The following is a 24,685-nucleotide window of genomic DNA, read 5'->3' as shown; positions in this document are numbered from 1 at the left end:
ACCGCATAGATGTTTAATAATATCTATCAAATCCGACCTGACTTTGTAATATATCGCCTTACGGCGATACTTAGGTGTAAAAACTATATGATATTTGCACATCCATTTAGTATGTGATAAACTGTAACTGGTTTTAGCCATTTATTTTTCCTCCTTTATCTAACCTGAACAATTAGATTATACTTGGAAAAATAAATGGAAGCTAGAAGCCTTGTCAGCCACCAGCATAGCTGGTGGTTTTCTTGTTTTTCTCTACGAGAAAAACTGGCTTGAAGCCATAATAATGAAATCACACATGGCGTGTGATTTTTTTGCCTATAAATGATTTTTATCAAGCTGATATATAATATATATTATGCAAATGATTGGAAGTGTGATAAACTAATACTCAATGAAAATCAAAGAGCAAACTAGGAAGCTAGCCGCAAGCTGTACTTGAGTACGGTAAGGCGACGCTGACGCGGTTTGAATTTGATTTTCGAAGAGTATAATATACAACGAAAATCTTATGAGAGAATAAACCTTTGTCTTAAATAAACTTAGGAATCAGGATTTTATAAGATTTTCCAATATACTAGTGTCAATAACAAGAAAAGAGGTATCTTATGACAACATTTACAATCCATACAGTAGAATCAGCACCAGCAGAAGTGAAAGAAGTTCTTGAAACAGTAGAAAAAGACAACAATGGCTATATTCCCAACCTAATCGGTCTCTTGGCCAATGCACCGACTGCTTTAGAAGCCTACCGAACTGTCGCATCTATCAACCGTCGCAACAGCCTGACACCCGTTGAGCGTGAAGTGGTGCAAATCACGGCAGCCGTGACCAATGGTTGTGCCTTCTGTGTCGCAGGTCACACAGCCTTTTCCATCAAACAAATCCAGATGAATGATGACTTGATTCAAGCTCTTCGCAATCGTACTCCAATTGAAACAGATCCTAAATTGGATACCCTAGCTAAGTTTACTTTGGCAGTTATCAATACCAAGGGTCGTGTAGGAGATGAAGCCTTGGCTGAGTTTTTAGAAGCTGGCTACACGCAACAAAATGCCTTGGATGTAGTCCTTGGTGTCAGCCTAGCAAGCCTCTGTAATTATGCCAACAACCTAGCCAATACCCCAATTAACCCAGAATTGCAACCTTATGCTTAATTCATATCTGAGTAAAAAATGAAGTCTGAAATCAACGGACTTCGTTTTTTATCCCCTCATTTAAGCGCTTTTATGCTATACTGAAACTAACATGATTATTGGAGGTTAGGATGAAAAAACTCCCCTTAGTATTTTCAGGTTGTTTGCTAGGTTTGGCAGGAGCTGGAAATCTCGTTTTAGATACGTTGCCGGTTCTGTCCCATCTATTGAGTCTGACAGGTTTGATTTTGTGGATTTACTTTCTGCTTCTGCATCTTTTTAATTGGAAAGAAACCAAGCAAGAGTTGACCAAGCCCCCTCTTTTATCAGGAATGGCCACCTTTCCCATGGCTGGGATGATTTTATCGACCTATGTCTTTCGCGTATTCCCTCATCTTCCTTTGGTTGCGCAAGGACTCTGGTGGTGTTCATTTCTCTTGGATTTGGCCTTGATTGCTGGTTTCACCATCAAGTTTGCTTGTCCAGGTAAGAGAGTCAATGCGACTCCAAGTTGGACTGTTCTCTATGTAGGGATAGCAGTGGCTGCTTTAACCTATCCTCTTGTAGGTATCATCGAAATTGCCTATGCGACCTTGAGTTTTGGTTTTCTCCTAACCTTCTATCTCTATCCGCTTATTTATAGCGATTTAAAGAAAAATCCACTCCCATTAGCCTTGCTTGGGCAAGAAGGTATCTACTGTGCTCCTTTCTCTCTACTCTTGGCTTCCCTAGTTCGAGTTGGAGGAGCCAGCCTACCGACTTGGCTCTTGATTGCCATGATTTTGGCTTCCCAGTTCTTCTTTTTCTTTGTTTTGACTCGCCTGCCCAATATTTTAAAACAAGGCTTTCAACCAGCCTTCTCAGCCCTCACCTTCCCAACCATTATCACAGCTACTTCGCTCAAGATGGCTCAGGGAATTTTGAAACTTCCATTTCTGGATTACCTAGTATTGGCTGAAACCATTATATGCCTAACTATTTTATTCTTTGTACTAGGTGCTTATCTGATTTGGTTACGAAAAAAGGTCTAGCTAGAAATAGCTAAACCTTATTTTTTATGGTTTGATGACCTCAGCTCCACCCATGTATGGACGAAGTGCTTCTGGGATGGTCACGGAACCATCTTCATTTTGGTAGTTTTCAAGAATAGCAGCCACTGTACGTCCAACTGCAAGTCCAGAACCGTTCAAGGTATGGAGCAATTTCACCTTGCCATCTGATTCATCACGGTAACGGATTTGGGCACGACGGGCTTGGAAATCTTCTGTGTTTGAACAGCTTGAGATTTCACGGTAGGTATTTTGGGCTGGAATCCACACTTCCAAGTCGTAAGTCTTCGCAGATGAGAAGCCCATATCTCCAGTAGAGAGCGCAACGACACGGTATGGAAGGTTAAGTTTTTGAAGAATGTTTTCAGCGTTGGTTGTCATTTTTTCCAATTCTTCGTAAGATTCTTCTGGTTTGGCAAATTTAACCATTTCAACCTTATGGAATTGGTGCAAACGAATCAAGCCACGAGTATCACGACCAGCTGAACCAGCCTCAGAACGGAATGATGGGCTCATAGCAGTGAAATAGATTGGCAGGTCTTTATCGTCAAGGATTTCATCACGGTAGTAGTTTGTCAGAGGAACTTCAGCTGTAGGAATAAGGACGTAATTGCTGTCGCTGAGTTCAAAAGTATCTTCCTTGAATTTTGGATATTGACCAGTCCCAAACATAGAATCGTGGTTAACCATGTAAGGCGTGATGACTTCAGTATAACCTTCTTTGCCATGCTCGTCCAACATAAAGTTGTAGATAGCACGTTCCAAACGAGCACCGAGGCCTTTATAGAAGAGGAAGCGAGCGCCTGTTACCTTGCCACCGCGTTCCCAGTCGAGGATACCAAGGTCTTCACCAAGATCCCAGTGAGCTTTTGGCTCGAAATCGAACTCGCGTGGAGTGCCCCAACGACGAACTTCCACATTGTCATCTTCGTCAGCCCCAATAGGAACGCTGTCAGCAGGGATGTTTGGAAGAGTAGTAGTAAATTCTGTCAATTTAGCATCGATTTCTGCCAATTCAGCATCCAAGGCTTTAACCTCAGCAGATAGAGTTTGCATGGCAGCAATCTTGTCATCTGCATTTTCCTTGTTGCGTTTGGCTTGGGCAATCTCAGCAGAAACTGTGTTGCGTTCAGCCTTGAGAGTTTCAACCTTGACCAAAATATCACGACGTTTAGCATCGATTTCTTTCATCTCGTTTAAGACAGCAGCATCTACACCACGTGTAGCCAATTTTTCTGCGACAGCATCAAAGTCTGTACGAATACGTTTGATATCTAACATAAGAACTCCTTTATGAAAAAAGCACACCTGACAAAGCGTTGGAGTGGCAGGGCCACGGTTCCATCCAACTTCACAGGTGTGCACTTGATTGTGTATGTAATTGTTATTAACGGTAGAATTTCACCTATCCCTCCTATCTGCTCGCAGCATCCGCAGACTTTCTGAAAGAAGAAGATAACCTACTTATCCGTTGCTATGATTATACTAAAGTTTCTACTTTTTTGCAAATAGATTTTTAAATTTTTGACCAATTGTCTGAATCAGGGTCGGAAGTTTGATGACCTTGTCATTACCCAGTTTTTCACGAGCAATTTTGAGAATGGCACCTGAGTCTTTTGAAGCAAAGAGGAATTTTCCTTTGTCTGTAAAGACTTCGAAGTGGCGACTGATTTTCCGCCCAGTGACATTGGCTCCAATTTGGTTGATATGGCTCCAAGGAATCTGGATAAATTGTTCAACATTGACATCGGGGTAAAATTCCAAAGCCTGATCTCCGACAAGGAATTTCCCAACTTTCCCAGCGATAGAGAGGTAGGAAGTGCCTGTCGTACTGAGGAGTACTGTTTTGTTAAGTGATTGAGCCATGCTTAGTCTTCCTTACTTTCTCCAAAAAAGGCATTGTAGAGGGCTTTAATTGCTGCTTTCTCTTGGTCTTTATTGACAACAAACATAATAGAAACTTCACTAGAACCTTGAGACATCATCTGGATGTTGATTTTGTTTTCAGATAGAGCGCGTGTCGCAGTAGCAGTCACTCCGATATGGCTCTTCATTTTTTCACCAACAATCATAATGATAGAAAGGTCGTGTTCGATTTCTGCATGATCTACTTTAGCCTTTTGAACCAACTGACGCAGGATTTCTTCTTCCTTGATGGGAGTTAGTTCGCGAGAACGGAGAATGATAGAAAGATTGTCGATACCTGTTGGCATATGTTCCCAACCGATGTTAAGTTCTTCCAGGATTTGCAGAACCTTGCGGCCAAATCCAACCTCACGGTTCATGAGGTATTTCGACATGTTAATGCTGACAAAGCCTGAGTCACCAGCAATTCCCACAACTGGAAATTCATCACTACTGTGTTTTAGAACGATACGAGTACCCGGATGGTCAGGGTTGTTGGTATTCTTGATAACCAGAGGAATTTTTCCACGGTAGGCAGGAAGAAGAGCCTCGTCATGAAGGACTGAGAAGCCTGCATAGGCCAACTCGCGCATTTCACGGTAGGTTAACTTAGGAATCGAGTGTGGTTGGTGAATGATTCCAGGGTGGGCTGCAAAGATACCATCAACGTCCGTAAAGTTTTCATAGAGGTCGGCTTTTACACCGGCAGCAATGATAGAACCTGTAATGTCTGATCCTCCACGTGAGAAAGTACAGATTTGATTTTCCTTAGTGACACCAAAGAAACCAGGAATGACAAGGACTTCATTGGTGTTTGTCAATTCTTCAATCTTGTCATAACTTGATGGAATGATGCGAGCGTGACCAGGTTCACTTGTGACCACAATCCCAGCTTCTCTAGGGTGCATATAGCGTGCATCGATACCATTTTGGTTAAAGTAGGCAGCAATCAATTTGGCATTGTTATTTTCACCGGCTGCTAGGAAAGTATCGTAGAGAAATTCATTTTCTTCAATAGGAAGAGTGGCCAAGGCGTGAATGCTTTTAGAAATTTTTTCTAGCACAGCTGGTTTTAGTCCCAATTCACTAACCATAGCAGCATAGCGGTCGATAATCCAGCTTTGGCTCTTGCTAATATCGTTACCCGCAACATAGTCGCGGTAGTATTTAATCAGGGCATCCGTAACCTTAGTATCTTCAGCATTGCGTTTACCAGGCGCAGAAACGACTACAAAACGACGCTCTGAATCGCTTTTAACGATGTTTAAAACTTTTTCTAATTGACCAGCAGAGGCAAGAGAGCTACCTCCAAATTTAACAACTTTCATAAGAACTCCTAAAGTAAGTATTTTATACGATTATAGCAGAAAGAAAGGCTTTTTTCAATGAAGAAAATAAGATGCTTTATAGGATAAAGCGCGCCTTTCTTATCGGCTGAGACACTTTCAGTCGATTTTTTCTTGCTTTCTGCTCCTAAAAAAGATATACTTTGAAAATAAAATAATTCAATACTCAATGAAAATCAAAGAGCAAACTAGGAAGCTAGCCGTAGTCAGCTCAAAGCACTGCTTTGAGGTTGCAGATGGAAGTTGACGTAGTTTGAAGAGATTTTCGAAGAGTATAGACTGCTTATAAAATAAAAAGGAGTCCAGATGGAACATATTATTTATCAGCTTGAAGAGGATTTGGCAATTATTACTTTAAACCGTCCTGAGGTCGCAAATGGTTTTCATATTCCCATGTGTGAGGAGATTTTAGAAGCTCTGACTTTGGCAGAAGAAAATCCAGCTGTGCATTTTATCTTAATCAATGCCAATGGAAAGGTCTTCTCAGTTGGGGGAGATTTGGTAGAGATGAAGCGGGCAGTGGATGAGGATGATATTCCATCATTGACAAAAATCGCAGAGTTGGTCAATACGATTTCTTATAAAATCAAGCAAATAGCCAAACCTGTTTTAATGGAAGTTGACGGTGCTGTTGCAGGTGCCGCAGCGAATATGGCTGTTGCGGCAGATTTCTGTTTGGCGACGGATAAGGCTAAGTTTATCCAAGCCTTTGTTGGTGTTGGTTTGGCTCCAGATGCAGGGGGAATTCATCTCTTGAGCCGCAGTATCGGTGTGACGCGTGCTGCTCAATTAGCTATGACAGGAGAGGCTTTAACGGCAGAAAAAGCCCTAGAATGGGGGTTGGTTTACCGCGTTTCTGAAGCTGAAAAACTTGAAAAGACGAGAGAACAGCTTCTTAAAAAATTAAGACGTGCTTCAAGTAATTCCTATGCTGCCATTAAGAAGTTGGTTTGGGAGAGCCAGTTTAAAGACTGGCAGGGTTACGCTACTTTAGAACTGAACCTACAGAAATCCTTAGCTCAAACAGAGGATTTCAAAGAAGGAGTGCGAGCTCATTCGGAGAGAAGAAGACCTAAATTTACAGGAAAATAAAAAATACTTGCATCATTCTTTGAATTTTGATATAATTCTTTCTGTCAAATGTTTTGATTGTAAAAGTTTTTTGAAGAAGGAGGGATATGAAAAATGGACTACCAACGAATCAATGAATATTTAACATCTATATTTAACAATGTCCTTGTAATTGAGGAAGTGAACTTGAGAGGTAGTCGTTTTAAGGATATCTCCATCAAAGAAATGCATACGATTGATGTCATCGGTAAGGCTCCAGATGTGACTCCAAGTCAAGTGTCAAAAGAGTTGATGGTAACTCTTGGAACTGTTACGACAAGTTTGAACAATTTAGAGCGTAAGGGCTACATTGAGCGAGTTCGGTCAGAACAGGATCGTCGTGTGGTGCATCTGCATTTGACAAAGAAGGGGCGCTTGATCCATAGACTGCATAAACGCTTCCACAAGGCCATGGTAGAAAAAATTATTGATGGCATGAGCGAGGAAGAAATTGATGTTATGAGCAAAGGTTTGACTAATCTTTACCAATTTTTGGAGGATTTGAAATAATGGCTTTTGCAAAAATAAGCCAGGTTGCTCATTATGTGCCAGAGCAAGTGGTTACAAATCACGACTTGGCTCAGATTATGGATACCAATGATGAGTGGATTTCAAGTCGAACGGGAATACGACAAAGGCATATTTCAAGAACAGAATCTACCAGTGATTTGGCTACGGAAGTTGCTAAGAAACTGATGGCAAAAGCTGGAATAATAGGAGAGGAACTGGATTTTATCATCCTAGCTACCATTACTCCAGATTCGATGATGCCCTCTACAGCTGCTCGTGTTCAAGCTAATATTGGTGCTAATAAAGCCTTTGCTTTTGACTTAACCGCGGCTTGCAGTGGATTTGTATTTGCTCTTTCAACTGCTGAAAAGTTTATCGCTTCTGGTCGCTTTCAAAAAGGCTTGGTGATTGGTAGTGAAACCCTCTCTAAGGCAGTCGATTGGTCGGATCGATCAACAGCTGTGTTGTTTGGAGATGGTGCTGGTGGTGTCTTGTTAGAAGCTAGCGAGCAAGAGAATTTCTTAGCTGAGAGTCTCAATAGCGATGGAAGTCGCAGTGAGTGTTTAACTTATGGGCATTCAGGTTTGCATTCTCCATTTTCAGATCAAGAAAGTGCAGATTCATTTTTGAAGATGGATGGACGCGCAGTCTTTGATTTTGCCATTCGAGATGTAGCCAAGTCTATCAAGCAGACTATTGAAGAATCTCCTATAGAGGCGACAGACTTGGATTATCTGCTATTGCATCAGGCTAATATCCGTATTTTGGATAAGATGGCTAGAAAAATTGGTGTTGACCGAGACAAACTTCCAGCCAATATGATGGAATATGGCAATACCAGTGCAGCCAGTATCCCGATTTTACTTTCAGAGTGTGTAGAACAAGGTCTCATCCCTTTAGATGGTAGCCAGACTGTTCTTCTATCAGGCTTCGGTGGAGGCTTGACCTGGGGCACGCTCATTCTTACAATTTAGGTAATCATGTGGTGAACACATTGTTATAAAAAACTATTTATTTTAAAGGAGTCCTATCATGGCAGTATTTGAAAAAGTACAAGAAATTATCGTTGAAGAACTTGGAAAAGATGCATCAGAAGTAACACTTGAATCAACTTTTGATGATTTGGACGCTGATTCATTGGACTTGTTCCAAGTAATCTCAGAAATCGAAGATGCTTTTGATATCCAAATCGAAGCAGAAGATGACTTGAAAACAGTTGGTGACTTGGTTGCCTACGTTGAAGAGCAAACAAAATAATACTCAATGAAAATCAAAGAGCAAACTAGGAAGCTAGCCGCAGGCTGTACTTGAGTACGGCAAGGTGACGCTGACGTGGTTTGAATTTGATTTTCGAAGAGTATAAGCAGAATATAGATAGAAGGAGTAGGGAAACCCGCTCCCTCTTGTTTAGGCAATAGTTTGATTGTCAAATTATGACAGTATCGAACTATTACGTAAGCAAGAAACGATGGAGGCACTATGAAAACGCGTATTACAGAATTATTGAACATTGATTATCCTATCTTTCAAGGAGGAATGGCTTGGGTTGCTGATGGTGATTTGGCAGGGGCTGTTTCTAAAGCTGGAGGACTAGGGATTATCGGTGGGGGAAATGCCCCGAAAGAAGTTGTCAAGGCAAATATTGATAAGATCAAATCATTGACGGATAAACCCTTTGGTGTCAACATCATGCTCTTGTCTCCCTTTGTGGAAGATATTGTAGATCTCGTTATCGAGGAAGGTGTTAAGGTAGTGACAACAGGTGCAGGAAATCCTGGTAAATACATGGAACGTTTCCATGAAGCTGGGATAATCGTTATTCCTGTCGTTCCTAGTGTTGCTTTAGCTAAACGCATGGAAAAAATCGGTGCAGACGCTGTTATTGCAGAAGGAATGGAAGCTGGGGGGCATATCGGTAAATTAACAACCATGACCTTGGTGCGACAGGTAGCCACAGCTGTATCTATTCCTGTTATTGCTGCAGGAGGAATTGCGGATGGTGAAGGTGCTGCGGCTGGCTTTATGCTAGGTGCAGAGGCTGTACAGGTGGGGACACGGTTTGTAGTTGCAAAAGAGTCGAATGCCCATCCAAACTACAAGGAGAAAATTTTAAAAGCAAGGGATATTGATACTACGATTTCAGCTCAGCACTTTGGTCATGCTGTTCGTGCTATTAAAAATCAGTTGACTAGAGATTTTGAACTGGCTGAAAAAGATGCCTTTAAGCAGGAAGATCCTGATTTAGAAATCTTTGAACAAATGGGAGCAGGCGCCCTAGCCAAAGCAGTTGTTCACGGTGATGTGGATGGTGGCTCTGTCATGGCAGGTCAAATCGCAGGGCTTGTTTCTAAAGAAGAAACAGCTGAAGAAATCCTAAAAGATTTGTATTACGGAGCAGCTAAGAAAATTCAAGAAGAAGCCTCTCGCTGGGCAGGAGTTGTAAGAAATGACTAAAACAGCCTTTTTATTTGCTGGTCAAGGTGCCCAGTATCTAGGGGTGGGACGGGATCTCTATGATCACTACCCTATTGTCAAAGAAACGATTGATCGAGCGAGTCAGGTGCTCGGTTATGATTTGCGTTATCTCATCGATAGGGAAGAAGACAAACTCAATCAGACCCGCTATACGCAACCAGCCATTCTAGCGACTTCGGTTGCTATCTACCGTTTATTGCAAGAAAAGGGCTATCAGCCTGATATGGTTGCTGGTTTATCTCTTGGAGAATACTCTGCCTTGGTGGCAAGCGGCGCCTTGGATTTTGAAGATGCGGTTGCCTTGGTAGCTAAGCGTGGAGCCTATATGGAAGAAGCGGCTCCTGCTGACTCTGGCAAGATGGTAGCAGTTCTCAATACGCCAGTAGAGGTCATTGAAGAAGCCTGTCAAAAAGCTTCTGAACTCGGAGTGGTTACTCCAGCCAACTATAACACACCTGCACAAATCGTCATTGCTGGAGAAGTGGTTGCAGTTGATCGAGCGGTTGAACTTTTGCAAGAAGCAGGTGCCAAACGCTTGATTCCTCTCAAGGTGTCAGGTCCCTTTCACACCGCTCTCCTTGAACCTGCTAGCCAGAAACTAGCTGAAACTCTAGCTCAGGTAAGTTTTTCAGATTTTACTTGTCCCCTAGTCGGCAATACAGAAGCTGCTGTGATGCAAAAAGAGGACATTGCTCAGCTCTTGACGCGTCAGGTCAAGGAACCCGTTCGTTTCTATGAAAGTATTGGGGTCATGCAAGAAGCAGGCATAAGCAACTTTATCGAGATTGGACCGGGGAAAGTCTTGTCAGGTTTTGTTAAAAAAATTGATCAAACTGCTCACTTAGCTCATGTGGAAGATCAAGCGAGTTTAGTAGCACTTTTAGAAAAATAGACTAAAATAAGTAGAAGTTTTGAAAGGAAAAAAATGAAACTAGAACATAAAAATATCTTTATTACAGGTTCGAGTCGTGGAATTGGTCTTGCCATCGCCCACAAGTTTGCTCAAGCAGGAGCCAACATTGTCTTAAACAGTCGTGGGGCAATCTCAGAAGAATTGCTCGCTGAGTTTTCAAACTATGGTATCAAGGTGGTTCCCATTTCAGGAGATGTATCAGATTTTGCAGACGCTAAGCGTATGATTGATCAAGCTATTGCAGAACTGGGTTCAGTAGATGTTTTGGTCAACAATGCAGGGATTACCCAAGATACTCTTATGCTCAAGATGACAGAAGCAGATTTTGAAAAAGTGCTCAAGGTCAATCTGACTGGTGCCTTTAATATGACACAATCAGTCTTGAAACCGATGATGAAAGTTAGAGAAGGTGCTATCATTAATATGTCTAGTGTTGTTGGTTTGATGGGGAATATTGGTCAAGCTAACTATGCTGCTTCTAAGGCTGGCTTGATTGGCTTTACCAAGTCTGTGGCACGTGAAGTTGCTAGTCGGAATATACGAGTCAATGTGATTGCTCCAGGAATGATTGAGTCTGATATGACAGCTATCTTATCAGATAAGATTAAGGAAGCTACACTAGCTCAGATTCCGATGAAAGAATTTGGGCAGGCAGAGCAGGTTGCAGATTTGACAGTATTTTTAGCAGGCCAAGATTATCTAACTGGTCAAGTGGTTGCCATTGATGGTGGCTTAAGTATGTAGCGAAAGCTAGAGGTGAAAAGAATGAAACTAAATCGAGTAGTGGTAACAGGTTATGGAGTAACATCTCCAATCGGAAATACACCAGAAGAATTTTGGAATAGTTTAGCAACTGGGAAAATCGGCATTGGTGGCATTACAAAATTTGATCATAGTGATTTTGATGTGCATAATGCGGCAGAAATCCAAGATTTTCCGTTCGATAAATACTTTGTAAAAAAAGATACCAACCGTTTTGATAACTATTCTTTATATGCCTTGTATGCAGCCCAAGAGGCTGTAAATCATGCCAATCTTGATGTAGAGGCTCTTAATAGGGATCGTTTTGGTGTTATCGTTGCATCTGGTATTGGTGGAATCAAGGAAATTGAAGATCAGGTACTTCGCCTTCATGAAAAAGGGCCCAAACGTGTCAAACCAATGACTCTTCCAAAAGCTTTACCAAATATGGCTTCTGGGAATGTAGCCATGCGTTTTGGTGCAAACGGTGTTTGTAAATCTATCAATACTGCCTGCTCTTCATCAAATGATGCGATTGGGGATGCCTTCCGCTCTATTAAGTTTGGTTTCCAAGATGTGATGTTGGTGGGAGGAACAGAAGCTTCTATCACACCTTTTGCCATCGCTGGTTTCCAAGCCTTAACAGCTCTCTCTACTACAGAGGATCCAACTCGTGCTTCGATCCCATTTGATAAGGATCGCAATGGGTTTGTTATGGGTGAAGGTTCAGGGATGTTGGTTCTAGAAAGTCTTGAACACGCTGAAAAACGTGGAGCTACTATCCTGGCTGAAGTGGTTGGTTACGGAAATACTTGTGATGCCTACCACATGACTTCTCCACATCCAGAAGGTCAGGGAGCTATCAAGGCCATCAAACTAGCCTTGGAAGAAGCTGAGATTTCTCCAGAGCAAGTAGCCTATGTCAATGCTCACGGAACGTCAACTCCTGCCAATGAAAAAGGAGAAAGTGGTGCTATCGTAGCTGTTCTTGGTAAGGAAGTACCTGTATCATCAACCAAGTCTTTTACAGGACATTTGCTGGGGGCTGCGGGTGCAGTAGAAGCTATCGTCACCATCGAAGCTATGCGTCATAACTTTGTACCAATGACAGCTGGGACAAGTGAAGTATCAGATTATATCGAAGCTAATGTCGTTTATGGACAAGGCTTGGAGAAAGAAATTCCATACGCTATTTCAAATACTTTTGGTTTTGGAGGCCACAATGCAGTTCTTGCTTTCAAACGTTGGGAGAATAGATAAGTATGAATTTAAACGATATTAAAGACTTGATGACTCAATTTGACCAGTCAAGTTTGAGAGAATTTTCTTATAAAAATGGGACGGATGAGTTGCAGTTTAGCAAGAATGAAGCGAGACCTGTGCCTGAAGTTGCAACTCAAGTCGCTCCAGCACCCGTTCTAGCAACACCGAGTCCAGTAGCTCCTACATCTGCTCCAGCAGAGACTGTAGCAGAAGAAGTTCCAGCTCCAGCTGAAGCAAGTGTGGCTACTGAGGGAAATCTTGTAGAGAGTCCACTTGTTGGAGTGGTTTACTTGGCTGCTGGACCAGATAAACCTGCCTTCGTTACAGTTGGTGATAGTGTCAAAAAAGGTCAAACATTGGTCATTATCGAAGCCATGAAAGTCATGAATGAAATCCCAGCTCCTAAGGATGGTGTGGTAACGGAAATTCTCGTTTCTAACGAAGAAATGGTTGAGTTTGGTAAAGGATTGGTACGAATCAAATGATCGATATTCAAGGAATCAAAGAAGCCCTTCCCCACCGTTATCCTATGCTCCTAGTGGATCGTGTCTTGGAAGTGAGCGAGGATACCATCGTTGCCATAAAAAATGTGACCATCAACGAGCCTTTCTTTAACGGTCACTTTCCTCAATACCCAGTTATGCCAGGTGTTCTGATCATGGAAGCCTTGGCGCAAACAGCTGGTGTGTTGGAGTTGTCAAAACCTGAAAATAAAGGAAAACTGGTCTTTTACGCTGGTATGGATAAGGTCAAATTCAAGAAGCAAGTTGTACCAGGCGACCAATTGGTTATGACAGCGACTTTTGTAAAACGTCGTGGCACCATAGCCGTGGTTGAAGCAAAGGCTGAAGTGGATGGCAAGCTTGCAGCTAGTGGTACTCTTACCTTTGCAATTGGGAACTAAGGAGGTTCTCCATGTTTCGAAAAATTTTAATTGCCAATCGTGGTGAAATTGCGGTTCGTATTATCCGTGCGGCGCGTGAATTGGGGATTGCGACCGTAGCAGTCTATTCAACTGCTGATAAGGAAGCCCTTCATACGCTTTTGGCAGATGAAGCGGTTTGTATCGGTCCTGGTAAGGCAACTGAGTCTTATCTCAATATTAATGCGGTTCTATCAGCTGCAGTCTTGACTGAGGCAGAAGCCATTCACCCCGGTTTTGGGTTTCTCAGTGAAAATTCCAAATTTGCAACTATGTGTGAAGAAGTGGGCATCAAATTTATCGGTCCATCTGGTCATGTTATGGATATGATGGGGGACAAAATCAATGCGCGTGCTCAGATGATTAAGGCTGGTGTGCCTGTTATTCCAGGTTCAGGTGGAGAAGTGCATAACTCTGAGGAGGCCTTGATTGTTGCTGAAAAAATTGGCTATCCTGTTATGCTCAAGGCTTCAGCAGGTGGTGGTGGTAAAGGGATTCGTAAGGTTGAAAAACCAGAAGACCTTGTTTCAGCCTTTGAAACTGCCTCTAGTGAAGCCAAGGCCAATTATGGCAATGGTGCCATGTACATAGAACGGGTTATCTATCCAGCTCGTCACATCGAGGTTCAAATTCTAGGAGATGAACACGGACATGTAATCCACTTGGGGGAACGGGATTGTTCTCTACAACGGAACAACCAAAAGGTTTTGGAAGAAAGTCCTTCGATTGCAATCGGGAAAACGCTGCGTCATGAAATCGGTTCTGCTGCTGTTCGAGCGGCGGAGTCTGTTGGCTATGAAAATGCAGGGACCATTGAGTTTCTTCTTGATGAAGCCAGTGGCAATTTCTATTTCATGGAAATGAATACTCGTGTACAAGTAGAACATCCAGTAACAGAATTTGTTTCAGGTGTGGATATCGTTAAGGAACAGATTCGCATTGCGGCAGGTCAACCTCTGTCTGTTAAGCAAGAAGATATTGTCCTACGCGGTCATGCCATCGAGTGTCGTATCAATGCAGAAAATCCAGCCTTTAACTTTGCTCCAAGTCCAGGTAAGATTACTAATCTCTATCTACCAAGTGGTGGAGTTGGCTTGCGCGTGGATTCAGCAGTTTATCCAGGTTATACCATTCCGCCTTATTATGATAGTATGATTGCCAAAATCATCGTACACGGTGAAAACCGTTTTGATGCCTTGATGAAAATGCAACGTGCCCTCTATGAATTAGAGATTGAAGGGGTGCAGACCAATGCAGATTTCCAGCTTGACCTCATTTCAGATCGCAATGTCATTGCTGGAGATTACGATACTTCCTTCTTAATGGAAACCTTCTTACCCAAATATCAAGAAAAAGAATAAAATGACTTCAAGAGTTTAAACCGAAAAGGGGAATCAATGGCTCTATTTAGTAAAAAAGATAAGTATATTCGAATCAATCCCAATCGTTCGGTTAGGGAAAAACCTCAAGCTAAGCCAGAGGTTCCAGATGAATTATTTTCCCAGTGTCCAGGCTGTAAGCATACCATCTATCAGAAGGATCTGGGAAGTGAGCGTATCTGTCCACATTGTAGCTACACCTTTCGTATTTCTGCCCAAGAACGCTTGGCTTTGACGATTGATATGGGAACCTTCAAGGAATTGTTTACAGGGATTGAAAGCAAGGATCCCTTGCATTTCCCTGGTTATCAAAAGAAACTAGCAACTATGCGTGAAAAAACAGGTCTGGATGAAGCCGTTGTGACAGGAACAGCTCTTATAAAAGGTCAGACTGTGGCTCTTGGGATTATGGATTCCAACTTTATCATGGCTTCTATGGGTACGGTTGTAGGTGAAAAAATCACTCGTTTGTTTGAGTATGCGACTGTCGAAAAATTGCCAGTTGTCCTCTTCACAGCCTCTGGTGGAGCCCGTATGCAGGAAGGAATCATGAGTCTCATGCAGATGGCCAAGATCTCTGCAGCAGTTAAACGGCATTCAAATGCTGGTCTCTTTTACTTGACCATTTTGACAGATCCAACGACAGGTGGTGTGACAGCTTCTTTCGCTATGGAAGGTGATATCATTCTGGCTGAACCACAGAGCTTGGTCGGTTTTGCTGGGCGTCGTGTCATTGAAAATACGGTTCGTGAAAGCTTGCCTGAGGATTTCCAAAAGGCAGAATTCCTATTGGAACATGGCTTTGTGGATGCTATCGTTAAAAGAAGAGACTTGCCAGATACCATTGCTAGCCTAGTCAGATTGCATGGAGGGAGTTCTAGATGAATATTGCAAAAATAGTCAGAGAAGCGCGTGAGCAGAGTCGCTTGACAAGCTTGGACTTTGCGACAGGCATTTTTGATGAATTTATCCAATTACACGGTGACCGTTCTTTTCGTGACGATGGTGCAGTTGTTGGTGGTATCGGCTGGCTTGGAGACCAAGCTGTAACAATGGTTGGTATCCAAAAAGGCAAGAGTTTACAAGATAATCTCAAGCGGAATTTTGGTCAACCGCATCCAGAAGGCTACCGCAAGGCCCTACGGTTGATGAAACAGGCTGAAAAGTTTGGCCGTCCAGTTGTGACCTTTATCAATACAGCAGGTGCCTATCCTGGTGTCGGTGCGGAAGAACGTGGACAGGGAGAAGCTATTGCTCGCAATCTCATGGAAATGAGTGATCTGAGAGTTCCTATTATCGCTATCATTATCGGTGAAGGTGGTTCAGGTGGGGCTTTGGCTCTAGCAGTCGCAGACCGTGTTTGGATGCTGGAAAATTCTATCTATGCTATTCTCAGTCCAGAAGGCTTTGCTTCCATTTTATGGAAGGACGGAACTCGTGCCATGGAAGCAGCAGAACTGATGAAAATCACTTCACACGAACTGTTAGAAATGGACGTAGTAGACAAGGTGATTTCTGAAGCAGGACTTTCTAGCAAAGAACTGATTAAGAATGTTAAAAAAGAACTCCAAGCTGAGCTAGCTCTACTTTCACAAAAACCGTTAGAAGCGTTGTTGGAAGAGCGCTATCAACGGTTTAGAAAATACTAATACTCTTCGAAAATCAAATTCAAACCACGTCAGCTTCGCCTTGCCGTATATATGTCACTGACTTCGTCAGTTCTATCCACAACCTCAAAACAGTGTTTTGAGCAGCCTACGGCTAGCTTCCTAGTTTGCTCTTTGATTTTCATTGAGTATAATTCTTTAGAATACGCAAAAACTAGAACTGACTGCCAGTTCTAGTTTTTATGTGGTTCTTACTCTGTGCAGAGGGGAAAGTCAAAAGGTGCCTGGAAGACCGAACACCTTTTTGATTATTCATTTTCTTCAGTTACAAATTGACTAAGCAATCCATTGATAAAACGGGCTGATTTTTGATCTGAAAAATTCTTGGCAAGTTCAATGGCTTCATTGACTGCTACCAGCTGAGGTGTATCAAATGATGTGATTTCAAAGATACCCAAGCGTAGTAAGTTTTTTTCGACCAAAGTCAAACGTTCAACTGTCCAGCCTGACTTGAGGTGCTGGTTGATTTGTTTATCCAACTCTTCTTTTTGAGCTTGGATACCAGAAACCAAGTTTAGAAGAAAGGCTGGGATTTGCACATCTGCATCTTCACGGTCATGTGTGTAGGCAAAGCGACAAGCCGTTTCCATATCTGTACCGAATTCAAGGCTCATAAGAGCTTGAAAAGCGCATTTACGAAGTTCGCGTCTAGATTCTAATAATGGACTAGTCATTGAGGAAGTCCTCGTTAAATAGATCTTTCAACTCAGGTTTTGGTGTTTTATCTGGAACGATTCCTGTAACATGGATATTGACAGCAGAAAGTTCCACATCAGCCATATCATGGACAGCATCTTTGACCGCTTTTTGAATAGCAAGAGCCACTTTTGGTACTTTCACACCGTACTCAAGGTAGAGGTAGATGTCAGCAGTTAGTTCTTCATTGCTTTCTTTTAAGTAGACACCACGACCAAGAGAGAGTTTTGATAGGGTGTCAGATACGGATTTATTTGAAAATGAGTGGACACCCTCAACTTTAGCAGTTGCGATGGCAATAATTTTTTCAAGTACACGTGGAGCGATAACGATTTCGCCAAATTGTTCTTCAATTCCCATAGAATGACCTCTTTCTAGAGATTAGGCACGAGAAACGTAAGTTCCTTCTGCAGTGTTGATGATCAATTTTTGTCCAGCTTCGATGAAGTCAGGAACGTTGACAACAAGTCCAGTTTCCATAGTTGCTGGTTTACCAGAACCTGTAACAGTAGCACCTTTGATAGATGGTTGTGTTTCAGCAACTGTCAATTCAACAGTAGTTGGTACAGTTACACCGATTACTTCAGTTCCGTAGAATTGGATTTTCACATCAGAGTTTTCAAGGATGTAAAGCAACTCATTTTCAACATTTACGACTGGTATTTCGTATTGGTCGTAAGTTTCAGTGTTCATGAAGTAGGCAGTTTCATCCATTTTGTACAAGTATTGAGCTGGAACAGTTTCGATAATAGCTTGTTCGAATTTTTCTTCTGGACGGTAGCTTGTATCAAATGTAGAACCAGTACGGACATCACGCAATTTCATACGCATGATTGTGTTCCCTTTACCTGGTTTGTGGTGGCTAGCTTCCAAAACGCGGATCAATTTTCCGTCTGCAGTTTCAAATGTCATACCAGCTTTCAATTTGCTTGCTTCAATCATGTTTTTACCTCTTTAATAAATATTATTACTCTTCATTTTACCATAAAATCTTCTGGAAATAAAGCCAAAATAGTTATTGGGAGATGGTAGGGGAGAAAAAACCAACCTCAAGGCTGGTTTCTTTTACATATTAATCTTCTTTCAACTTCGCCAATTCCTGTGCAAGTAGTTTAAGGGCAACTTGTGGGTTGGCTTGGCCTTTGGTTGCCTTCATAAGGAATCCTGTAAAGGCCTTGTCGGCGTTACGTTTGCCTGACTTGAAGTCGGCAACAGCAGCTTCGTTATCGGCAAAGACTTGGTGGATGATTGGGATCAAGATAGCTGGATCTGAAATTTGAACCATACCTGCTTTTTCCACGTATTCACGCGCGCCACCGCCATTTTTAGCTAGATGGACAAAGACTTTCTTGGCAATCTTAGATGAAATAGTACCGTCTTCGATGATGGCAATCATTTCAACCAAGTTTTCTGGTGTCAATTCGATTTGTTCCAGTGTTTTACCTTCAGCATTCAAGAACTGAGCAACCTCCCCTTGGAGCCAGTTAGAGACTTGTTTAGCATCGCCACCGAGGGCAACAGCTTTCTCAAAGAAGTCAGAAGTGACTTTATTAGCGGTCAACTGGCTGGCATCATAGTCTGACAAACCAAGGTCAGATACATAACGCGCACGGCGTTCTTTTGGAAACTCCGGCAACTCTGTACGCATTTCCTCAATCCACTCATCTGAAATTTCAAAGAGAGGTAGGTCTGGTTCTGGGAAGTAACGGTAGTCTGCAGCCCCTTCCTTGACACGCATGAGGATGGTTGCCTTGTTAACTTCATCGTAACGGCGTGTTTCTTGACGGATTTGACCACCTGAGCGAAGAATTTCAGCTTGACGTTGAACTTCGTATTCAAGACCTTTGCGAACATTTGAGAAGGAGTTGAGGTTCTTCAACTCAGTCTTGGTACCGAATTTCTCTTGACCATAAGGACGAAGAGAGATGTTGGCATCCACACGCATAGAACCTTCTTCCATCTTAACGTCAGAAATGCCAGCGTACTGGATAACTTCCTTGAGGGCTGTTAGGTAAGCGTAGGCTTCTTCTGGCGAGCGCATGTCGGCTTCAGATACAATCTCAATCAATGGTACCCCTTGACGGTTGAGGTCAACATAAGAGTAGCCATCTGTACCGTGGGTGTTCTTACCAGCATCTTCCTCTAGGTGGGCGCGTTCGATACCGATTTTCTTGGTCGTACCGTCTTCTAGCTCGACTTCAATCCAGCCGTTGTAGCCGATTGGCTCATCAAACTGAGAAATTTGGTAAGCTTTTGGATTATCAGGGTAGAAGTAGTTCTTGCGGTCGAAGTGCATCTTTTTGTGGATGTCCATATTGAGGGCAAGAGCAGCCTTGATACCGGCATCGACAACCCCTTTATTGAGAACTGGCAGAACTCCTGGGAAAGACCAGTCAATCACGTTAGTGTTGGCATTTTGGTCATTTCCAAAGTGGGCAGAAGTAGGTGAGAAGATTTTTGAATTGGTGTTGAGCTCTACGTGGACTTCAAGTCCAATGACTGTTTCAAAGTTCATTAGTTATCACCTCCAAAAATCACGGGTTGTTGTTTGTGGTAGTCTGTTGTTGCTTCAAAAGCAGCAGCAGCTTGGTAAATGGTTTCCTCAGAGTACTTGGGACCAATCAATTGGAGTCCGACAGGTAGACCTTGAGAGAATCCAGCAGGAATCGAAATTCCAGGAAGTCCTGCCAAGTTTACAGGTATGGTCAATAGGTCGGCTAAGTACATGGCAACTGGGTCATGGTTGAGAGAATTCAAGTCATAGGCAACACTTGGAGCAGTTGGACCCAAAATCAAATCATAATCCGCGAAGACTTTTTCGAAATCTTGAATGATAAGTGTACGGACCTGTCCAGCCTTCTTGTAGTAGGCATCGTAGTAACCTGATGAAAGACTGAAAGTACCCAGCATGATACGGCGCTTCACTTCTTCACCAAAACCTTGGCTACGGCTGTTTACATAGATTTCATCAAGATTAGTCGCATCTTCTGCGCGGTAGCCGTAACGGATACCGTCAAAACGTTGCAAGTTTGATGAAGCTTCTGATGAAGCGATGATGTAATAAACGGCAACACCGTATTTAGAGTGAGGAAGGCTGACTTCTTCGACGATAGCACCCAATTTTTCAAAGTGTTTGGCCGCGTTTAAGATTGTTTCCTTAACCTCTGGATCAATTCCTTCGCCTAGGTATTCCTTAGGCAAAGCAATTTTCATGCCCTTGATGTCTTGGCCGATTTTTGAAGTAAAGTCGGCGATGCGGACAGGAGCAGAAGTAGAGTCTTTAGCATCTTCGCTGGCAATAGCGTTGAGCAAGAGGGCATTTTCCTTAACAGTTGGTGCGAAAGGTCCGATTTGGTCTAATGAGCTACCGAAGGCAATGAGACCGAAACGAGAAACTGTTCCGTAGGTTGGTTTGAGACCAACGATCCCGTTGAAGGCAGCAGGTTGGCGGATGGAACCACCCGTATCAGAACCAAGTGACAAGGGGACTTGTCCTGAGGCTACAGCTGCAGCTGAACCACTTGATGAACCACCAGGAACCTTGCTGTGGTCCCAAGCATTTTTAGTTGCTCCGTAGTGAGAAGTCTCACCAGAACCACCCATGGCAAATTCGTCCATGTTAGTTTTTCCTACGACAATCATGCCCTTGGCTTTTGCATTAGCAACCGCAGTTGCATCAAAGATCGGCTCGTAGTTGTAGAGCATTTTTGAGGCAGCGGTTGTGAGAATACCGTCTGTAGAGATGTTATCCTTTACTGCAAGCGGAATTCCTGAAAGGACATTATCAGTGTCAATTCCAGCTTCATCAATGGCTTTAGCTTGAACAAGAGCTTGCTCTTCAGCGATGGTAACAAAAGCGTTGATAGCTGTCTCGCGAGACTTGATATCTTCAAACGTAGCTTGTGTTAATTCTGTTGCAGAAATTTCCTTAGAGACAAGGAGATTGTGCAAGTCTTCAATGGTTTTATTGTTGAAAGTCATTAGGCATCTCCTCCATCGTCTAGGATAGCTGGTACCTTGATATAGTAGTTGTCTTTTTCAGGTACGTTTTTAAACAAGCGATCACGGTCTGTTCCTTCTTCAGCCACATCAGGGCGGAGTACGGTCTTGCGGTCAGCCATGGTCGTAGTAGGTGCGACACCAGTTGTGTCAACTTCGTCCAGCAATTCAACCATGTCAACAATTTTAGACAAGGTCGTTGCAAAGGCAGCAGTTTCTTCTTCAGAGAATTTTAATTTTGAAAGATTGGCAACGTGTGTTACCTCTTCTTGCGTAATTTTCATCTTACATCCTTTCGTGAAATGATGATTTTTAGTCTGTTCTATTTTACCATATTTTCCTATAAATAAGGGAGGGGGAAGTGAAAAGAAATAGAAATTGAAAAAAATGCTAAAATCCGATATAATGGAGTGTTGAAAGGAATGGTAAAATCTAATGTAAAAATCATTCTTAGCTATTGAAACAAGAAAAATAGAGAATCAAAGAAAGAGAACTTATGAATATTCAAGAAGAAATTAAGAAACGTCGTACCTTTGCCATCATCTCTCACCCAGACGCGGGGAAAACAACCATCACTGAGCAGTTGCTCTACTTTGGGGGCGAGATTCGTGAGGCTGGTACCGTAAAAGGAAAGAAAACAGGGACTTTTGCCAAGTCTGACTGGATGGATATCGAGAAGCAACGTGGGATTTCGGTTACTTCATCTGTGATGCAGTTTGACTACGATGGCAAGCGCGTGAATATCCTTGACACACCAGGGCATGAGGATTTCTCAGAAGATACCTATCGTACCTTGATGGCGGTGGATGCTGCGGTCATGGTCGTGGACTCTGCCAAGGGTATCGAGGCGCAGACCAAGAAATTGTTTGAAGTTGTCAAACACCGTGGTATTCCAGTCTTTACCTTTATGAACAAGCTAGACCGTGACGGTCGTGAGCCACTGGACCTCTTGCAAGAATTGGAAGAAGTCTTGGGTATTGCGAGCTATCCGATGAACTGGCCAATCGGGATGGGGAAAGCTTTTGAAGGGCTCTATGACCTCTATAACCAACGCTTGGAGCTCTATAAGGGGGATGAGCGTTTTGCCAGTTTAGAAGATGGGGACAAGCTTTTTAGCAGCAATCCTTTCTACGAGCAGGTAAAAGATGATATTGAACTTTTAAATGAAGCTGGAAATGAGTTTTCAGAGGAAGCTATCCTTGCTGGAGAATTGACACCTGTCTTCTTCGGTTCGGCTTTGACAAATTTTGGTGTGCAGACCTTCCTTGAGACTTTCCTTAAGTTTGCTCCAGAACCACATGGACACAAGAAAACAGATGGCGAAATTGTGGATCCTTACGACAAGGATTTTTCAGGATTTGTCTTTAAAATCCAAGCCAATATGGACCCTCGTCACCGTGACCGCATTGCCTTTGTCCGTATCGTATCTGGTGAATTTGAGCGCGGTATGAGTGTTAACCTGCCTCGTACTGGTAAGGGGGCTAAACTGTCGAATGTGACTCAGTTTATGGCGGAAAGTCGTGAGAATGTAACCAATGCCGTGGCAGGTGATATCATCGGGGTTTACGATACAGGTACTTATCAGGTTGGTGACACTTTGACAGTTGGAAAAAACAAGTTTGAGTTTGAACCGCTGCCAACCTTTACTCCTGAAATTTTCATGAAAGTATCTGCTAAGAACGTTATGAAACAAAAATCTTTCCACAAGGGAATCGAGCAATTGGTGCAAGAAGGAGCTATTCAGCTTTATAAGAATTACCAAACAGGCGAGTACATGCTGGGAGCTGTTGGTCAACTTCAGTTTGAAGTCTTTAAGCACCGTATGGAAGGCGAGTACAATGCAGAAGTGGTCATGAGCCCAATGGGTAAAAAGACCGTTCGTTGGATTAAACCTGAGGACTTGGATGAACGCATGTCATCAAGCCGCAATATCTTGGCTAAAGACCGTTTCGACCAATCAGTCTTTCTCTTTGAAAATGACTTTGCTCTCCGTTGGTTTGCGGACAAGTATCCAGATGTAGAGTTGGAAGAGAAGATGTAAATCGTTACAAATGACTAGCAACATAAAGTTGCTGTCATTTGACGGTAACCGCTATGGCGGCTTACCTAAACGCTTCACTAGGAAAAATCCACGAATGGTATCGATTCGTGGACTTTTCCGTCGTAATGGGAAAGAAGCGAACTAGCTAACTGCTTCACTAACTGAGTTTTACAAATGGAATCGATTTGTAAAACTCAGTGTCGTAGTTCAGTAAAGTTACTTGATTGTGTAACAATCTAAGTAACTAACGCCAAGTTTCTATGGAACTTGGCTAGGCGCTCCACTAGTAAAGTTTTACGAATCGATATTATTCGTAAAACTTTACGTCGTAACTGGTAGTGAGCGGTCTAGCTAACTGCCTCACTAACTACGTTTGGCAAATAGAATCGATTGGTCAAACTACGTGTCGTAGTATAACAATCGGCTTACCTAAACGCTTCACTAGGAAAAATCCACGAATAATATTGATTAGTGGATTTTTCCGTTGTAGCAGAAAGTAGGTAGCCTAGCTAACTGCCTTACTAACTACGTTTGGCAAATGAAATCGATTTGTAAAACTCCGTGTCGTAATGTAAAAATTGTAAACCGTAATGGGACTTCATCTAAAATCTCCACTGGTATGGTTTTACGAACGAATAGGCGAAAATAATGGTTACGTAGAAACATATGATGGGAATAAAAAGAAATGAGATAAAGAGTGAAAGAAGAGAAAAAAGCGATTGTCTTAGGTGCAGATAATGCTTATATGGATAAAGTTGAAACAACAATAAAATCTCTTTGTGTTCATCTATTATAATCTTAAGTTTTATGTTTTTAATGATGACCTTCCGCGAGAATGGTTCCAATTGATGGAAAAAAGACTAGAGACTTTGAATAGTGAGATTGTGAATGTTTAGATTGACAGTAGTATTCTGAAAGGTTATCGTCTCCCCTTTGAGGGACTTTCATATGCGGCTTTTTTAGGTATTTTATTCCAAAGTATGTAAGCGAGTCTCGTGTACTGTATTTGGATTTAGATATTGTTGTAAGAAAATCGATAGATGAGCTGTGGGATTTGGACTTGACGGATATACCCTTAGCTGCAGTTAGAGATGATTTTTATACACATAATTTTAATTCTGGTGTTCTGTTAATCAACAATGGTATGTGGAGAGCAGAAAATGTCACGCAAGACCTGATTTAAGACACAAATAAAAAATCTTCCAATTCTCTGTTTCCGTGTCTGAAGGTTTCTTTTCCTTTCTGTTGATAGACTAGTAGCAGACGATTGATTTGTCTTTCAGAAAGATTAAGTTCGACACAGGCTTGTTTCTTTGTTTTCTTTCCTTGGGCAATAGCTGTTATAGTCATTTAGTTTTAAAAAGCGTTCCAAACATTCAAAAATAGTTGGGACTTCCCTTAATAAATCTGTTACTTTCTTTTTCAAGATAGCCCAAGCTTACTCAATAGGATTCAAATCTGGTGAATAAGGCGGTAGAGGTAAGAAAAAGTGTTTATCTTGGATGCAGAGTTCATCCAAAATGTTCTTGGGATCAA

The 24,685-nt window shown here is 42.3% G+C and carries 29 protein-coding genes and 2 pseudogenes; 19 read left to right on the top strand and 12 right to left on the bottom strand.

Translation table 11 applies throughout. From position 1 onward, the window contains the following. A partial coding sequence (locus tag HT729_RS05475) for a transposase (RefSeq protein WP_172926349.1) occupies nucleotides 1–141 on the bottom strand: 141 nt, incomplete at its 3' end. Between the two features lie 464 nt (nucleotides 142–605). Here HT729_RS05475 and HT729_RS05470 point away from each other — a divergent pair. Together HT729_RS05470 and HT729_RS05465 are read left to right on the top strand one after the other, a co-directional pair. Beyond that, nucleotides 606–1,154, top strand: coding sequence for a carboxymuconolactone decarboxylase family protein (locus tag HT729_RS05470; RefSeq protein ID WP_050223066.1), 549 nt, complete (start codon nucleotides 606–608; stop codon nucleotides 1,152–1,154). A gap of 110 nt (nucleotides 1,155–1,264) precedes the next feature. Continuing rightward, nucleotides 1,265–2,164, top strand: coding sequence for a TDT family transporter (locus HT729_RS05465; RefSeq protein WP_000735985.1), 900 nt, complete (start codon nucleotides 1,265–1,267; stop codon nucleotides 2,162–2,164). A 24-nt stretch (nucleotides 2,165–2,188) separates the two neighbouring features. Here HT729_RS05465 and serS read toward each other — a convergent pair whose 3' ends face one another. The 3 genes from serS to HT729_RS05450 all read right to left on the bottom strand — a co-directional run bounded on the left by serS (nucleotide 2,189) and on the right by HT729_RS05450 (nucleotide 5,415). Continuing rightward, the gene (serS, locus tag HT729_RS05460; protein WP_172931763.1) at nucleotides 2,189–3,463 is read right to left on the bottom strand and encodes a serine--tRNA ligase; all 1,275 of its coding nucleotides are present in this window, start codon (nucleotides 3,461–3,463) and stop codon (nucleotides 2,189–2,191) included. Between the two features lie 213 nt (nucleotides 3,464–3,676). Further along, on the bottom strand, nucleotides 3,677–4,048 hold the full coding sequence (locus HT729_RS05455; RefSeq protein WP_000079356.1) for a DUF956 family protein: 372 nt from the start codon (nucleotides 4,046–4,048) through the stop codon (nucleotides 3,677–3,679). Nucleotides 4,049–4,050: 2 nt separating this feature from the next. Further along, nucleotides 4,051–5,415: an aspartate kinase gene (locus tag HT729_RS05450; protein WP_000869644.1), complete on the bottom strand. Its 1,365-nt coding sequence runs from the start codon at nucleotides 5,413–5,415 to the stop codon at nucleotides 4,051–4,053. Nucleotides 5,416–5,739: 324 nt separating this feature from the next. On the opposite strand from HT729_RS05450, the gene HT729_RS05445 reads away from it, so the two are divergent. The 13 genes from HT729_RS05445 to HT729_RS05385 all read left to right on the top strand — a co-directional run bounded on the left by HT729_RS05445 (nucleotide 5,740) and on the right by HT729_RS05385 (nucleotide 16,395). Then, a complete protein-coding gene (locus tag HT729_RS05445) occupies nucleotides 5,740–6,525 on the top strand; it encodes an enoyl-CoA hydratase (protein ID WP_138705784.1) in 786 nt (261 codons plus the stop codon). A gap of 93 nt (nucleotides 6,526–6,618) precedes the next feature. Then, complete coding sequence (locus tag HT729_RS05440) at nucleotides 6,619–7,053, top strand: MarR family transcriptional regulator (protein WP_000386348.1); 435 nt, start codon at nucleotides 6,619–6,621, stop codon at nucleotides 7,051–7,053. Continuing rightward, nucleotides 7,053–8,027: a beta-ketoacyl-ACP synthase III gene (locus HT729_RS05435; protein WP_000852944.1), complete on the top strand. Its 975-nt coding sequence runs from the start codon at nucleotides 7,053–7,055 to the stop codon at nucleotides 8,025–8,027. The genes HT729_RS05440 and HT729_RS05435 overlap by 1 nt, the downstream gene beginning before the upstream one ends. Before the next feature lie 58 nt (nucleotides 8,028–8,085). Continuing rightward, entirely contained in the window at nucleotides 8,086–8,310 is a 225-nt protein-coding gene (locus HT729_RS05430) for an acyl carrier protein (RefSeq protein ID WP_000257838.1), read from the top strand. A gap of 222 nt (nucleotides 8,311–8,532) precedes the next feature. After that, nucleotides 8,533–9,507: an enoyl-[acyl-carrier-protein] reductase FabK gene (fabK, locus tag HT729_RS05425; protein ID WP_023936336.1), complete on the top strand. Its 975-nt coding sequence runs from the start codon at nucleotides 8,533–8,535 to the stop codon at nucleotides 9,505–9,507. Beyond that, a complete protein-coding gene (gene fabD, locus HT729_RS05420) occupies nucleotides 9,500–10,420 on the top strand; it encodes an ACP S-malonyltransferase (RefSeq protein WP_023933124.1) in 921 nt (306 codons plus the stop codon). Before fabK ends, fabD begins: the two co-directional genes overlap by 8 nt. A 33-nt stretch (nucleotides 10,421–10,453) precedes the next feature. Beyond that, complete coding sequence (fabG, locus tag HT729_RS05415) at nucleotides 10,454–11,185, top strand: 3-oxoacyl-[acyl-carrier-protein] reductase (protein WP_138700082.1); 732 nt, start codon at nucleotides 10,454–10,456, stop codon at nucleotides 11,183–11,185. A 21-nt stretch (nucleotides 11,186–11,206) separates the two neighbouring features. Further along, nucleotides 11,207–12,442: a beta-ketoacyl-ACP synthase II gene (gene fabF, locus HT729_RS05410; protein WP_000774063.1), complete on the top strand. Its 1,236-nt coding sequence runs from the start codon at nucleotides 11,207–11,209 to the stop codon at nucleotides 12,440–12,442. A 2-nt stretch (nucleotides 12,443–12,444) separates the two neighbouring features. Beyond that, complete coding sequence (accB, locus tag HT729_RS05405; RefSeq protein ID WP_001052244.1) at nucleotides 12,445–12,930, top strand: acetyl-CoA carboxylase biotin carboxyl carrier protein; 486 nt, start codon at nucleotides 12,445–12,447, stop codon at nucleotides 12,928–12,930. After that, nucleotides 12,927–13,349: a 3-hydroxyacyl-ACP dehydratase FabZ gene (gene fabZ, locus HT729_RS05400; RefSeq protein WP_000565515.1), complete on the top strand. Its 423-nt coding sequence runs from the start codon at nucleotides 12,927–12,929 to the stop codon at nucleotides 13,347–13,349. Before accB ends, fabZ begins: the two co-directional genes overlap by 4 nt. 11 nt (nucleotides 13,350–13,360) lie before the next feature. Beyond that, nucleotides 13,361–14,728 (top strand): acetyl-CoA carboxylase biotin carboxylase subunit, encoded by a 1,368-nt coding sequence (gene accC / locus HT729_RS05395; RefSeq protein WP_172931762.1) that lies wholly within the window; start codon nucleotides 13,361–13,363, stop codon nucleotides 14,726–14,728. 36 nt (nucleotides 14,729–14,764) lie between these two features. Then, entirely contained in the window at nucleotides 14,765–15,631 is an 867-nt protein-coding gene (accD, locus tag HT729_RS05390; protein WP_001173359.1) for an acetyl-CoA carboxylase, carboxyltransferase subunit beta, read from the top strand. Further along, nucleotides 15,628–16,395, top strand: coding sequence for an acetyl-CoA carboxylase carboxyl transferase subunit alpha (locus HT729_RS05385; protein WP_172931761.1), 768 nt, complete (start codon nucleotides 15,628–15,630; stop codon nucleotides 16,393–16,395). The genes accD and HT729_RS05385 overlap by 4 nt, the downstream gene beginning before the upstream one ends. A 266-nt stretch (nucleotides 16,396–16,661) precedes the next feature. On the opposite strand, the gene nusB is transcribed toward HT729_RS05385, so the two are convergent. From nusB to gatC, 6 genes are all read right to left on the bottom strand, one after another. Further along, on the bottom strand, nucleotides 16,662–17,087 hold the full coding sequence (gene nusB, locus HT729_RS05380) for a transcription antitermination factor NusB (protein WP_000203641.1): 426 nt from the start codon (nucleotides 17,085–17,087) through the stop codon (nucleotides 16,662–16,664). Continuing rightward, the gene (locus HT729_RS05375) at nucleotides 17,080–17,469 is read right to left on the bottom strand and encodes an Asp23/Gls24 family envelope stress response protein (RefSeq protein ID WP_000510576.1); all 390 of its coding nucleotides are present in this window, start codon (nucleotides 17,467–17,469) and stop codon (nucleotides 17,080–17,082) included. Before HT729_RS05375 ends, nusB begins: the two co-directional genes overlap by 8 nt. 21 nt (nucleotides 17,470–17,490) lie before the next feature. Further along, nucleotides 17,491–18,051, bottom strand: coding sequence for an elongation factor P (efp, locus tag HT729_RS05370; protein WP_000568643.1), 561 nt, complete (start codon nucleotides 18,049–18,051; stop codon nucleotides 17,491–17,493). Nucleotides 18,052–18,181: 130 nt separating this feature from the next. Further along, the gene (gene gatB, locus HT729_RS05365; protein ID WP_172931760.1) at nucleotides 18,182–19,624 is read right to left on the bottom strand and encodes an Asp-tRNA(Asn)/Glu-tRNA(Gln) amidotransferase subunit GatB; all 1,443 of its coding nucleotides are present in this window, start codon (nucleotides 19,622–19,624) and stop codon (nucleotides 18,182–18,184) included. Continuing rightward, nucleotides 19,624–21,090, bottom strand: a complete 1,467-nt coding sequence (gene gatA, locus HT729_RS05360) for an Asp-tRNA(Asn)/Glu-tRNA(Gln) amidotransferase subunit GatA (protein WP_172931759.1) — start codon at nucleotides 21,088–21,090, stop codon at nucleotides 19,624–19,626. Before gatA ends, gatB begins: the two co-directional genes overlap by 1 nt. Further along, nucleotides 21,090–21,392, bottom strand: a complete 303-nt coding sequence (gene gatC, locus HT729_RS05355; protein ID WP_000705410.1) for an Asp-tRNA(Asn)/Glu-tRNA(Gln) amidotransferase subunit GatC — start codon at nucleotides 21,390–21,392, stop codon at nucleotides 21,090–21,092. Before gatC ends, gatA begins: the two co-directional genes overlap by 1 nt. 212 nt (nucleotides 21,393–21,604) lie before the next feature. On the opposite strand from gatC, the gene HT729_RS05350 reads away from it, so the two are divergent. From HT729_RS05350 to HT729_RS12575, 4 genes are all read left to right on the top strand, one after another. After that, nucleotides 21,605–23,149, top strand: a complete 1,545-nt coding sequence (locus HT729_RS05350; RefSeq protein ID WP_001025442.1) for a peptide chain release factor 3 — start codon at nucleotides 21,605–21,607, stop codon at nucleotides 23,147–23,149. Between the two features lie 10 nt (nucleotides 23,150–23,159). Further along, nucleotides 23,160–23,294, top strand: coding sequence for a hypothetical protein (locus HT729_RS12395; protein WP_263595527.1), 135 nt, complete (start codon nucleotides 23,160–23,162; stop codon nucleotides 23,292–23,294). Nucleotides 23,295–23,846: 552 nt separating this feature from the next. Next, the gene (locus HT729_RS12580) at nucleotides 23,847–23,945 is read left to right on the top strand and encodes a hypothetical protein (protein ID WP_001810144.1); all 99 of its coding nucleotides are present in this window, start codon (nucleotides 23,847–23,849) and stop codon (nucleotides 23,943–23,945) included. Between the two features lie 150 nt (nucleotides 23,946–24,095). Beyond that, nucleotides 24,096–24,332, top strand: coding sequence for a glycosyltransferase (locus HT729_RS12575; RefSeq protein ID WP_255209663.1), 237 nt, complete (start codon nucleotides 24,096–24,098; stop codon nucleotides 24,330–24,332). A gap of 26 nt (nucleotides 24,333–24,358) precedes the next feature. Here the strand turns inward: HT729_RS12575 and HT729_RS05335 are convergent. Both HT729_RS05335 and HT729_RS11995 read right to left on the bottom strand, forming a co-directional pair. Next, nucleotides 24,359–24,499 (bottom strand): annotated as a pseudogene (locus HT729_RS05335) (helix-turn-helix domain-containing protein); the annotation flags it as partial. Between the two features lie 16 nt (nucleotides 24,500–24,515). Continuing rightward, nucleotides 24,516–24,685: pseudogene (locus HT729_RS11995) on the bottom strand (transposase); the annotation flags it as partial.

Origin of the sequence: Streptococcus sp. 79 (assembly GCF_013277425.1) — a bacterium.
Lineage (GTDB): Bacteria > Bacillota > Bacilli > Lactobacillales > Streptococcaceae > Streptococcus > Streptococcus pseudopneumoniae.
Note: the sequence above shows the minus strand (reverse complement) of the source record. Positions and strands in the feature narration are given on the sequence as shown.

Bases quoted from the DNA above. Each gene is read 5' to 3' on its own strand.
- HT729_RS05465 (WP_000735985.1), top strand. From the start codon at position 1,265: ATGAAAAAACTCCCCTTAGTATTTTCAGGTTGTTTGCTAGGTTTGGCA.
- HT729_RS05375 (WP_000510576.1), bottom strand. From the start codon at position 17,469: ATGGGAATTGAAGAACAATTTGGCGAAATCGTTATCGCTCCACGTGTA.
- HT729_RS12395 (WP_263595527.1), top strand. From the start codon at position 23,160: ATGACTAGCAACATAAAGTTGCTGTCATTTGACGGTAACCGCTATGGC.
- HT729_RS05470 (WP_050223066.1), top strand. From the start codon at position 606: ATGACAACATTTACAATCCATACAGTAGAATCAGCACCAGCAGAAGTG.
- fabD (WP_023933124.1), top strand. From the start codon at position 9,500: ATGACTAAAACAGCCTTTTTATTTGCTGGTCAAGGTGCCCAGTATCTA.
- nusB (WP_000203641.1), bottom strand. From the start codon at position 17,087: ATGACTAGTCCATTATTAGAATCTAGACGCGAACTTCGTAAATGCGCT.
- HT729_RS05435 (WP_000852944.1), top strand. From the start codon at position 7,053: ATGGCTTTTGCAAAAATAAGCCAGGTTGCTCATTATGTGCCAGAGCAA.
- serS (WP_172931763.1), bottom strand. From the start codon at position 3,463: ATGTTAGATATCAAACGTATTCGTACAGACTTTGATGCTGTCGCAGAA.
- fabK (WP_023936336.1), top strand. From the start codon at position 8,533: ATGAAAACGCGTATTACAGAATTATTGAACATTGATTATCCTATCTTT.
- HT729_RS05440 (WP_000386348.1), top strand. From the start codon at position 6,619: ATGGACTACCAACGAATCAATGAATATTTAACATCTATATTTAACAAT.
- HT729_RS05430 (WP_000257838.1), top strand. From the start codon at position 8,086: ATGGCAGTATTTGAAAAAGTACAAGAAATTATCGTTGAAGAACTTGGA.
- gatB (WP_172931760.1), bottom strand. From the start codon at position 19,624: ATGAACTTTGAAACAGTCATTGGACTTGAAGTCCACGTAGAGCTCAAC.
- accC (WP_172931762.1), top strand. From the start codon at position 13,361: ATGTTTCGAAAAATTTTAATTGCCAATCGTGGTGAAATTGCGGTTCGT.
- HT729_RS05445 (WP_138705784.1), top strand. From the start codon at position 5,740: ATGGAACATATTATTTATCAGCTTGAAGAGGATTTGGCAATTATTACT.
- HT729_RS05385 (WP_172931761.1), top strand. From the start codon at position 15,628: ATGAATATTGCAAAAATAGTCAGAGAAGCGCGTGAGCAGAGTCGCTTG.
- HT729_RS05350 (WP_001025442.1), top strand. From the start codon at position 21,605: ATGAATATTCAAGAAGAAATTAAGAAACGTCGTACCTTTGCCATCATC.
- accD (WP_001173359.1), top strand. From the start codon at position 14,765: ATGGCTCTATTTAGTAAAAAAGATAAGTATATTCGAATCAATCCCAAT.
- gatA (WP_172931759.1), bottom strand. From the start codon at position 21,090: ATGACTTTCAACAATAAAACCATTGAAGACTTGCACAATCTCCTTGTC.
- HT729_RS05455 (WP_000079356.1), bottom strand. From the start codon at position 4,048: ATGGCTCAATCACTTAACAAAACAGTACTCCTCAGTACGACAGGCACT.
- gatC (WP_000705410.1), bottom strand. From the start codon at position 21,392: ATGAAAATTACGCAAGAAGAGGTAACACACGTTGCCAATCTTTCAAAA.
- fabZ (WP_000565515.1), top strand. From the start codon at position 12,927: ATGATCGATATTCAAGGAATCAAAGAAGCCCTTCCCCACCGTTATCCT.
- accB (WP_001052244.1), top strand. From the start codon at position 12,445: ATGAATTTAAACGATATTAAAGACTTGATGACTCAATTTGACCAGTCA.
- efp (WP_000568643.1), bottom strand. From the start codon at position 18,051: ATGATTGAAGCAAGCAAATTGAAAGCTGGTATGACATTTGAAACTGCA.
- fabG (WP_138700082.1), top strand. From the start codon at position 10,454: ATGAAACTAGAACATAAAAATATCTTTATTACAGGTTCGAGTCGTGGA.
- fabF (WP_000774063.1), top strand. From the start codon at position 11,207: ATGAAACTAAATCGAGTAGTGGTAACAGGTTATGGAGTAACATCTCCA.
- HT729_RS05450 (WP_000869644.1), bottom strand. From the start codon at position 5,415: ATGAAAGTTGTTAAATTTGGAGGTAGCTCTCTTGCCTCTGCTGGTCAA.